Below are 9,093 nucleotides of genomic sequence, written 5' to 3'. Positions count from 1 at the left end.
CCCATCCCCCCCAAGGATCTGTACCAGCGAACACAAAGGTTTTAAGCTACTAAATGTATTAATTGCAAAGTATTAAAGTTATCTAGCTAACAACTATGGAATTTGTATCCGATCCACCCGTTTGGATGAAAATCCAAAAAATGAAACAAAGAGTCAGATGGCAAGAACAAATAATTGTGCAACGGGGAATCGATCAAACCCAGTTAGTAATTGATGATGGTCAAGAAGATCGACCAGAGTTCTCTTTTTTAGTAGTGGGAGATAGTGGTTCTGGTGCCCATCGCGGACATCACCCACAACGCAAAATTGCCGAACAAATGTTACTACATCGAGATGATTGTCGATTTGCGATCCATACAGGTGATGTAGTTTATTTAGTTGGTTCTAGCGAGTACTATCACAAAAATTTTATTGAACCATATCGGGAATTTTTAGTTAATGGGGAAAACCCCAAAAATATTAAATACGATCGAATGCTGTTTAATCAGCCGTTTCTGCCTGTACCGGGAAATCACGATTATTATGATTTGCCATTTCTTTATGGATTATTAGCACAAACAGCATTACCCTTGCGTCGTCTTTTCCGTTCCCAAATCGATTTTGATGCAGGTTGGCATGGTTCATTTCAAGGAGAAGCTTACGCCAAAGCTTTTATAGATTATTTATTAGATATTAATAATAGACAAGAATTAGAACAACATCTCGATCGCTATTACAACGCCACTACTCAAACAGGTCGTTGTTTGCGTTATCAACCTAAAGAATTCACTCGATTACCAAATCGCTATTACACTTTCCGTTCAGGAGATATTGATTTCTTTGCGTTGGATTCTAATACTTTTAATGCGCCTTTACCTTTGGCGAAAGATGCTGAAGGAGAAGCAAATCGCCAGATATTAGAAAAACGGCGTGCTGATGCAAGGCAACAACAGCAAGAAATTTTGCAAACTATGAATTCTCTAAATCCCGATCGCCCAGAAGAAGCGGAAAAGTTGGATGATTTACGCACTAAACTGGAGCAATTAGAGGAAATTGAAAATGATGTGGATAAACATTTAAATGCTACAGGAGAAGTTACTGTTGATTGGGAACAATTAAACTGGTTACAACAAAGATTAATTGAGTCTTGGCATACAGATTCCGTGCGCGGAAGAGTAATTTATTTGCATCACCCTCCTTATGTAACCGAAGCAACAAAGTGGTATCAATCCCAAACTTTAGCCGTGCGCGATCGCTTGCGTGAAGTGTTAGATGAAGTAGCAAAATCTGTGGGTAAATTAGCTGGCGATCGACCTTTGGTAGATTTAGTTTTGACAGGTCATGCTCACTGTTTAGAATATCTTAGGACAGGTAATACAGGACACGCTGATTCACATATTAATTGGATTATTTGTGGTGGTAGTGGTTATAGTTTGCGTCGGCAAAGAGAGGAAGGTTTAGAAATAACTGAACAAGTGGAAAGTGATATTCGGACGGTGGCGCGATCGCTACTTTTTATCGGTCGTAGCGGTCAAGGTTATCACAAACGCAGACCTTATTCGTTTCTACGGATTGATGTGCGATCGGGAACACCTCCTAAATTTGTGATTCGTCCCATTGTTGTTGAGAGATACCAACAGCAATGGCACAAAAATCAAGTCAAACCTTTCGAGATTTAAACAAATAGTTAAATTCTTTAGACTTCTTGCAAAAATAGACCAATCTCTTTATTCATCTGTGTTTATCTGTGGATATCTGTGGTCAAAAACCAAGATTTCTGACTTTTGCAATAAGTCTATTAACTCTGCCACTTACAAAAGTTTATTGCATCTACTGAAAGACATAAAAAATGTATCCATCTAAAATAAATAAAATTATATTAATCGCTCTTAATACTGATGAGTAAAATATATTTTCTCTCCCATTTGGTTGATGCAACTACCAACCTAAATTTGTTGCAATAAATATTTAGGAAACAGTGTAGTAAAACATCAAAATTATGCGCTCATTAAACATAGGATTGTCCCAAGAAGAACGTCAAGGAGTCATTGATTTATTAAATCGTGACCTGTCAGATGCTTATTTACTGTTAATCAAAACCAAAAAGTATCATTGGGATGTAGTAGGCCCACAATTCCGTTCTCTACATACATTGTGGGAAGAACATTACACAGCTTTGACAATTAACATTGACAAACTCGCGGAACGGATTCGCGCTTTAGGTGGTTATCCTATTGGCACAGCTAAAGGTTTTCTGGAAAACGCTTCTATTAAAGAAGATGCCGGAACTCTACCTAATGCTTATGGCATGGTAGAAAATTTAGTCTCAGATCATGAACAAGTTATTCGCAATTTGCGCGATCATGTAGACCAAACTGGAGAAAATTTCCACGATCAAGGAACAGCTGATTTCCTCACAGGATTGATGGAACAACATGAGGAAATGGCATGGATGTTGCGTTCCTTTATTGAAGGCGAACAAATTTCCCCAGATGGTAAACTCTCCTCTGATTTAAGAGTTCCTGTGGAAGCAAATAGCAGATAGTTTTTGCTCACCCTAAGCGAGATACCCGACTTCTTCAAGAAGTCGGGTATCTGTGAATTGAATCTAGTTCTCCCCTTGTTAAGGGGGGTTAAGGGCGATCGAACAGTTAAACTTTATTCATCTTCTTCTTTTTGCCATTGCGCCAAAGTTTGCCAAGCATTAAACCCACGATACTGAAGATAATTAATTAACTTACTCTTAGTTTTTGGGTCAATATTGCCAAAGTCTGTAATGTGATATTTCCGCATTATCTTAGCTTTTAAATCAGCTAAATCATCGGTTTCTTCATTTTCTTCTTGTGCTGACCAAACTTCCTCAAATACATCGCTAGAAATGCCTTTTTCAAAACACTTACGTTTGATCATCGATTTACCATATTTCCCTTGAGATGAGGAAATCAAATTTTCGACTAAACGAGCGTCCGATTGATAACCAAGATGTTGCAAATGATTAATAGCCTCAGTGATTTCACTTTCATCAAAGCCTTTTTCTTTGCCTTTCTTTTCCAACTCACGAGTACTATATTCTCGACGCGCTAAAAGCAGATAAAAGTAATCAATGCAAGTCATATATAACCTTCATTAATTAAAGAATAGTTATGAAAAGATTATTTGTCTGTTAATATTGTAACACTTTAAATATTTATGCAATAGCTAAAATATACTAGATATATTTCTAGTAATAATGTTAGTGGTAAAAATAGTATGTTGCTCAATTTAATTGCAGATTACGGGAATGGCGATCCAGCTTTTGCAGAAGTAATTCAACGTCTGATAGCAGAAATACCAGAAGCGCAGATTCACTGTCTTTCTGTCCCGCCTTTTAGTACTTTAGCAACGGGGTTTTGGGTGGCGCAATTGGGTTTAAATAAAGGGCCAAATAATCGCTTAATTTATCATAATTGTGCGCCGCGACAAGATAACCCAGAAGCAAGGCAAAATAACGAGGGGGAAGGATTAACTTATGCTTTGTTACCTAATGATGTGAAAGTTGTGGGAGTTTTTGCAGGTTACACCCTTTCTTTTATTAAAAATCATGCCCAAGCTTTGCATACAATAAAAGTTTCTAGGGGAGGTTCGCAGTTTCGATCGCGTGACGTTTTCCCTGCTGCTGCGGGTGCGATCGCCAAAGGAGACCTCAGCCTTTTAGGAGAACAATTACACCCCGAACAAATACCCGACGCACCAACAGATAGAGTAGCTTGGATCGATGGCTATGGTAACATTAAAACCACCATTCCGGCACACACAATCAACTTAAAACCCGAAGAAAAAGTAGTAATTCGAGTCGGAGATGTGGTCAGCGATGCGATTTATTCCGATGGCAGTTTTCGCGTTCCAGAAGGTACTTTAGCATTTGCGCCCGGAAGTTCGGGATGGGAAACTGCAACCGGGGAAACTATTCGCTGGATGGAATTGTTTTTGCGCGGTGGTAATGCTTGGGAACGTTTTGGTAGACCTCGCTTAAATCAAACCGTAACCCGCCTTGCTTAAATTGTTGGTCAGAAGTTAGCAACGGGGCTGCTGGCTGGGTGTATCCATTGAATTCCCGCCTTAGCATTTTGCGCTAAGATGCTATAGCTCAACTATGGATTTAGAGACTATAGTGACACCCGAAAGCGCTGCCACTGCAATCATAAACGCAACTCCTATAGCGTGTAGAAGAATTAATAAAATGTCTCGCGTTCTTTTAAAGACACGGGGAGGTCGGAGAGGTAGCGGCATGGGTTCGCTTCTGGAAGCCCTGTGGGGTTTTTACACCAATCAAGTTTTGTCAAAAGTTGATCCTGAATCCTGTACCTACGAATTAGGCTGGTTTTCCGATCATGGTTATAATGACTTTGCCTGTGTCTTAAAAGATTCTGCCTGGAATTCGGATACACGAACTGGCGAGTTATTACGAATTGAAGCAAAGTCAATGAATGCTCTCGCAGATGAGTCTAAGGGACACTTTGATGAGCTAATTGAAAAACTTGGTGAAAATGATCTCTTGCTTATTCTAATTTGGACTTGGGAACCTGTAGATACAGCCGTTTCTCAGCAGGTTTATCCCTATATTCTCGATCACTTCATTGGAAAAGCACGCTCAATAGCATCTTTAAGAGATGCTTTACACTTAGCTCGTGGTGGCTCCTTTGTAGATAGAGAGTCTTGTCCTGATGGTTGTGATCCTCTTGTCTGTCTACATCATGGCGAACCTCTGAACGCCGCAGGAACACGAGAAAGACTTTTAGGTCCGAGTTCTTGCCGTGCTGCAAATGTATCCTATGCAGCAAATTTCGGGGGATTAGTACGAATGATTAAAACAGACTCAGAACCTGCGAGACGAGAATTTAGGAGATTCCGAGCTAATGACGATGATGCACATGCTTATATATCGTTCATTCATAGAAATTATCCTGATGAAGAAGCAAATCAATATTTAACCAGCGAGTGGAAGACAATCGCACAAGACTTGGGAGTGGAAATAAAAGGACTTAAAAAAGTAGATATTATTCGATTGATAAGGGAACGATATCCTAACTATCGTGAATATCTTAGATTAATTTCATAGCTTTTCTAGTAAGACTTTGGAGAGGTTTTCACCATTTTCGAGAGCATTAACAACAGTATCTATAATTTTTTGAGGAAGCTCAGATAGCTCAATTGACAATTTTCGCCTATACGCATTTCTCTGAATTAGAAACTCTTCATAATCTTGCTGTACTTCAATCGGAGGTAAGGGGATTTCTATTTCAAGAAAATCCTGAATTTGAAGGCGAGGAAGTGCAGATCCCGTTTGCAAATTCTGAACGTACTGCTGAACATATTGTGATACAAGAGTAGCTCTTAAAAAATTTGGTAAAACCTTTTCTAAATCTGGCTTTAAAACATAGAATTCACCTGAACAGATTCCCTCATAAACGAATTCATCAGCTAGAAATACCTTGTTTAGGTAAGGTCTAAGTCTACCGTAAAGAATGTCTCCCCTTTTGAAGACTTTCGATCTTGAGCGAATATTTTTTCCATATTTTGGATGAAAGTCAATTAAATCTCCTGTCATAGATTGAACATTTTCAAGTCCTACATAATTCAAAAGCTCATCTGGAGTTGTTTGAGGATTTAATGTTTCCTTTCGTTCGGCCACAATTTCTCGAAGGGATACCAAATCGAATGTGCTATTGGAAGTGATAGTTCCTTCATTGCAGAAGAATTCGACTTTCCAACAAGATTTTTTTTGAAAATCAGATATTGAAGCCTTCCCAACCCACATTATTTACCATCCTTCTTGTGCCAGAAAAAATTCGTACTCTTTGGCTACTTCATCAAAATCTGAAATCTCCTTAGTTCGTCCCGATGTATCATAGCCAATATTATCAATTCGAGCTAAGAAAATGGAATAATCCTGATTTTTTGTCTCAATTTTACGCCACTTACGTGCAATAAGAATACTGGTCTTTATATTTGCTCCAAATGGAGAGAACGTTTCAACAGGAAGACTTATAATTGCACGTATTTTGGCCTCCTCTTGCAACCAATCTCGAACATATTTAGAAATTCGATTAGCAAGAATACCATCGGGCAAAACAATACCAATTCGCCCACCAGGTCTTAAAAATTTGATGCTTCGTTCAATTCCTAAAACTTCCAATGGGCAAGTTTTTCTTCCCTTAGAAAGGTAAGACTCACCTATTTGGGAAATAGCATCTGAACCAAGCAGTGAACCAAACGGCGGATTAGTTAAGATCAAATCGAAAGAACTTGGTTTTAGATCAGGATAATTTGAAAATTCCAATAGAGCATCTGTGCATCTGATATTGCTATGTCCATCACCTTGAAGTCGCATATCAGTCATCGCAATACGAACCATTCGATCGCTCTTTTCGATACCATGCAATTTGCTGAAAGCAAACTCATGTAATTTTTTCTCTGCTCCAGTTCGGTTTCGGTCTCTTACAAACTGTAAGCAAGCTGTTAGAAAGTGGGCAGATCCACAAAATGGGTCAAGTATCAAATCAGAAATTTGAGGATGAGCAATATTAACCATGAATCGTACTACTGGATCGGGTGTGAAATATTGCCCCATACCTGCACGTATGACAGGATTTATAACTTTTTGAAATGCACGACCTTTAACATCAGTATCAGAATGACTAATATCGTAGTCTTCAAGAGCTTCAACAACTTTTACTAACGCTGGACTAGAAAGGCGTAATTTTGTATTAAATACCCCACGTGAGCGTTGATATGCTGGAATCTTGAGACTAAAAACTCGGGTATCATATTCAGTTGCCTCTACATATAAGGCTCTAATGACTGCTGCAAATTCCTCTACTGAACCGTATAAAGCCCTCTGTAGACGATAGGCTTCATCAGATTTTGTCATTTCTTCATCGTATAATTTTACGTATAGGATTTTGCAGAGTTCATCAAGAGCTTCATCTGCATGAAACCCGTCAATGTCTCTTATATAACTATGAATTTCAAAGAAAACGTTTTCAGCCCGCTCTGATAGTGTTATTAATTGATTAGAAGTACCAGTATTATGGTTTGTGTTTGTTTTTAAGCTAGATGAATTATCCGGTTGATAGTAAACGTCAATATCAACAATATATTCACATTTGTCACTATCAAATCGACGGCGTAAAAATTTAGTACCTTGCTCTGTTCCATCCGTTACGATCCCCAACCCGGCAGAATTACTACTTAAAAGGATAGTCGCTAGAGAATTTTCAGCCTTTTCTAATTCCTTTTCCTCACAAATATAAATCCAAAAAAACGGATCTCCAGCAGTTGTTGACAGACAAATTCCAAAAAAATCTTCAACTACCAAATCTATGCTTTCAGAGTTAACTAGACTAATTTGATTTCCCAACCAAGTAGTTGGATAGTTGTACGTTTCAAGAATTTCCCGAAGTATCCACTGGCGGATTGATTGTTTATGGTGGTCTTGAGTCTCTAGACTGCCTTCCTGAAGCAGCCAATTATCAGGATGTACCTCATAAAAGCTTCTTAAACGGGACATTGCGTGACTCTGAAAGCGTGGACGATCAATGCTTGTTTTGCGTAGTACAAGCAGTATCACGCACACTTGACAAAGTGTCAATAGATTTATGACAAAGTGACAACAAGCCAGCAGCCAACAGAGTGCCACCTGAGCCTAACTACAGCCAATTTGTCCGGCAACGTCATCGACGGCAGAGCGATCGCAACTACGAGATCGCTCTGCCGCACAAAGGCAGCCTCTATGCGTAGGGTGCCTATAGCCTGCGGCATTTAATAAAAATGTTGCTCCTTCAAGCCTCCACCTGGGTTATTCAGATTTCAGAGATGCCATATCAATTACAAAGCGGTACTTCACATCGGACTTGAGCAGTCGATCGTAAGCTTCATTGACCTTCTGGATCGGGATAACTTCGACATCGGCGGTGATGTTGTGCTGTCCGCAAAAATCGAGCATCTCCTGAGTTTCGGCAATGCCGCCGATGCTAGAGCCGGAGAGACTGCGGCGAGCCATGATCAGGCTAAATGCTGCAACATCCAGGGGCTTTTCGGGTGCGCCGACAAGAGTGATGTTGCCATCGCGGGTCAGTAGGTTGAGATAAGCGTTGATGTCGTGTTTAGCAGAGACAGTATCGAGGATGAAGTCGAAGCTGCCAGCGTGTTTCTGCATCTCGTCGGCATTGCGAGAAACGACGACTTCATCGGCACCGAGGCGGAGCGCGTCTTCCGTCTTGTCAGGTGAAGTGGTGAAGACGACGACATGAGCTCCGAACGCATGAGCCAACTTCACGCCCATGTGCCCCAGTCCACCCAGACCGACTACACCAACCTTCTTACCCTTGGTAACACCCCAGTGGCGCAGGGGCGAGTAGGTGGTGATTCCAGCACACAGGAGCGGTGCAACTCCAGCGAGATCGAGATTTTCTGGAACGCGCAGGACGAAGCGTTCATTGACGACAACGCTATCGGAATAGCCCCCGTATGTGACTGGAGCAGTCTTGTGCTTGTCTGGGGAGTTGTAGGTTAGGATCATATTTTGGCAAAACTGCTCGAGACCATCTTTGCAATGGGGGCAGGTACCGTCAGAATCGACCATGCAGCCGACTCCCACAGCGTCACCTGGCTTGTACTTGGTCACTGCCGAGCCGACTTTAGTGACGCGACCGACAATCTCATGGCCAGGAACGATCGGATAAGTCGTGGACATGAAGTCGCTCCACTCGTTACGCACTGAATGGAGGTCGGAGTGACAGATGCCGCAGAAGAGAATTTCGATCTGAACGTCGTGTTCGGTTGGATCGCGCCTGGGGATCGTATCGGAGGCAAGGGGCGATGTGGCACTGGCAGCAGAGTAAGCTTTCGCGTTGTACATGGATTTATGCTCCTATAGGCAAAATACGCTGGTTTCAATCCTAGAAATGGAAAACTTATCGTCCCTCTATCGGTAGAGATGGGAATTTTTTAAGCAGCAAGGTTAGCCTTGATGCCATTTTGGTTATGACGCTAGGCGAATCTCTAGCTGGATCGAAACTGGAGTTTTTTATTGTATAAAAGTCCAGACACTTACAAGAAGCCGGAATCACTTTT

Annotated in this window: 8 protein-coding genes; 4 read left to right on the top strand and 4 right to left on the bottom strand. The window is 40.8% G+C overall.

What is annotated here, in order from left to right; all coding sequences use genetic code 11:
- The first annotated feature begins 95 nt into the window (after nucleotides 1-95).
- Both IQ264_RS21470 and IQ264_RS21465 read left to right on the top strand, forming a co-directional pair.
- Nucleotides 96-1,658 carry a metallophosphoesterase family protein gene (locus IQ264_RS21470; protein ID WP_193982844.1) on the top strand — a complete coding sequence of 521 codons (1,563 nt, stop codon included), beginning with the start codon at nucleotides 96-98 and terminating at the stop codon, nucleotides 1,656-1,658.
- A gap of 320 nt (nucleotides 1,659-1,978) precedes the next feature.
- Nucleotides 1,979-2,524: a Dps family protein gene (locus tag IQ264_RS21465; RefSeq protein WP_193982843.1), complete on the top strand. Its 546-nt coding sequence runs from the start codon at nucleotides 1,979-1,981 to the stop codon at nucleotides 2,522-2,524.
- Nucleotides 2,525-2,637: 113 nt separating this feature from the next.
- On the opposite strand, the gene IQ264_RS21460 is transcribed toward IQ264_RS21465, so the two are convergent.
- Nucleotides 2,638-3,093, bottom strand: coding sequence for a regulatory protein RecX (locus IQ264_RS21460; RefSeq protein WP_193982842.1), 456 nt, complete (start codon nucleotides 3,091-3,093; stop codon nucleotides 2,638-2,640).
- A gap of 135 nt (nucleotides 3,094-3,228) precedes the next feature.
- Here IQ264_RS21460 and IQ264_RS21455 point away from each other — a divergent pair, with 135 nt between their 5' ends.
- Entirely contained in the window at nucleotides 3,229-4,017 is a 789-nt protein-coding gene (locus IQ264_RS21455) for an SAM hydrolase/SAM-dependent halogenase family protein (RefSeq protein WP_193982841.1), read from the top strand.
- 229 nt (nucleotides 4,018-4,246) lie between these two features.
- Nucleotides 4,247-5,077 (top strand): hypothetical protein, encoded by an 831-nt coding sequence (locus IQ264_RS21450; protein WP_193982840.1) that lies wholly within the window; start codon nucleotides 4,247-4,249, stop codon nucleotides 5,075-5,077.
- Here IQ264_RS21450 and IQ264_RS21445 read toward each other — a convergent pair.
- From IQ264_RS21445 to IQ264_RS21435, 3 genes are all read right to left on the bottom strand, one after another.
- The gene (locus tag IQ264_RS21445; protein WP_193982839.1) at nucleotides 5,072-5,776 is read right to left on the bottom strand and encodes a restriction endonuclease subunit S; all 705 of its coding nucleotides are present in this window, start codon (nucleotides 5,774-5,776) and stop codon (nucleotides 5,072-5,074) included. The genes IQ264_RS21450 and IQ264_RS21445 overlap by 6 nt on opposite strands.
- A gap of 3 nt (nucleotides 5,777-5,779) precedes the next feature.
- Complete coding sequence (locus IQ264_RS21440) at nucleotides 5,780-7,528, bottom strand: HsdM family class I SAM-dependent methyltransferase (RefSeq protein ID WP_193982838.1); 1,749 nt, start codon at nucleotides 7,526-7,528, stop codon at nucleotides 5,780-5,782.
- A gap of 288 nt (nucleotides 7,529-7,816) precedes the next feature.
- Nucleotides 7,817-8,878, bottom strand: a complete 1,062-nt coding sequence (locus IQ264_RS21435) for an NAD(P)-dependent alcohol dehydrogenase (RefSeq protein ID WP_193982837.1) — start codon at nucleotides 8,876-8,878, stop codon at nucleotides 7,817-7,819.
- Between the last annotated feature and the right edge of the window lie 215 nt (nucleotides 8,879-9,093).

The sequence above is a fragment of the [Phormidium] sp. LEGE 05292 genome (assembly GCF_015207735.1).
GTDB lineage: Bacteria > Cyanobacteriota > Cyanobacteriia > Cyanobacteriales > Aerosakkonemataceae > Floridanema.
The sequence above is the reverse complement of the archived record's forward strand: the minus strand, read 5'-3'. Positions and strand labels throughout refer to the sequence as shown.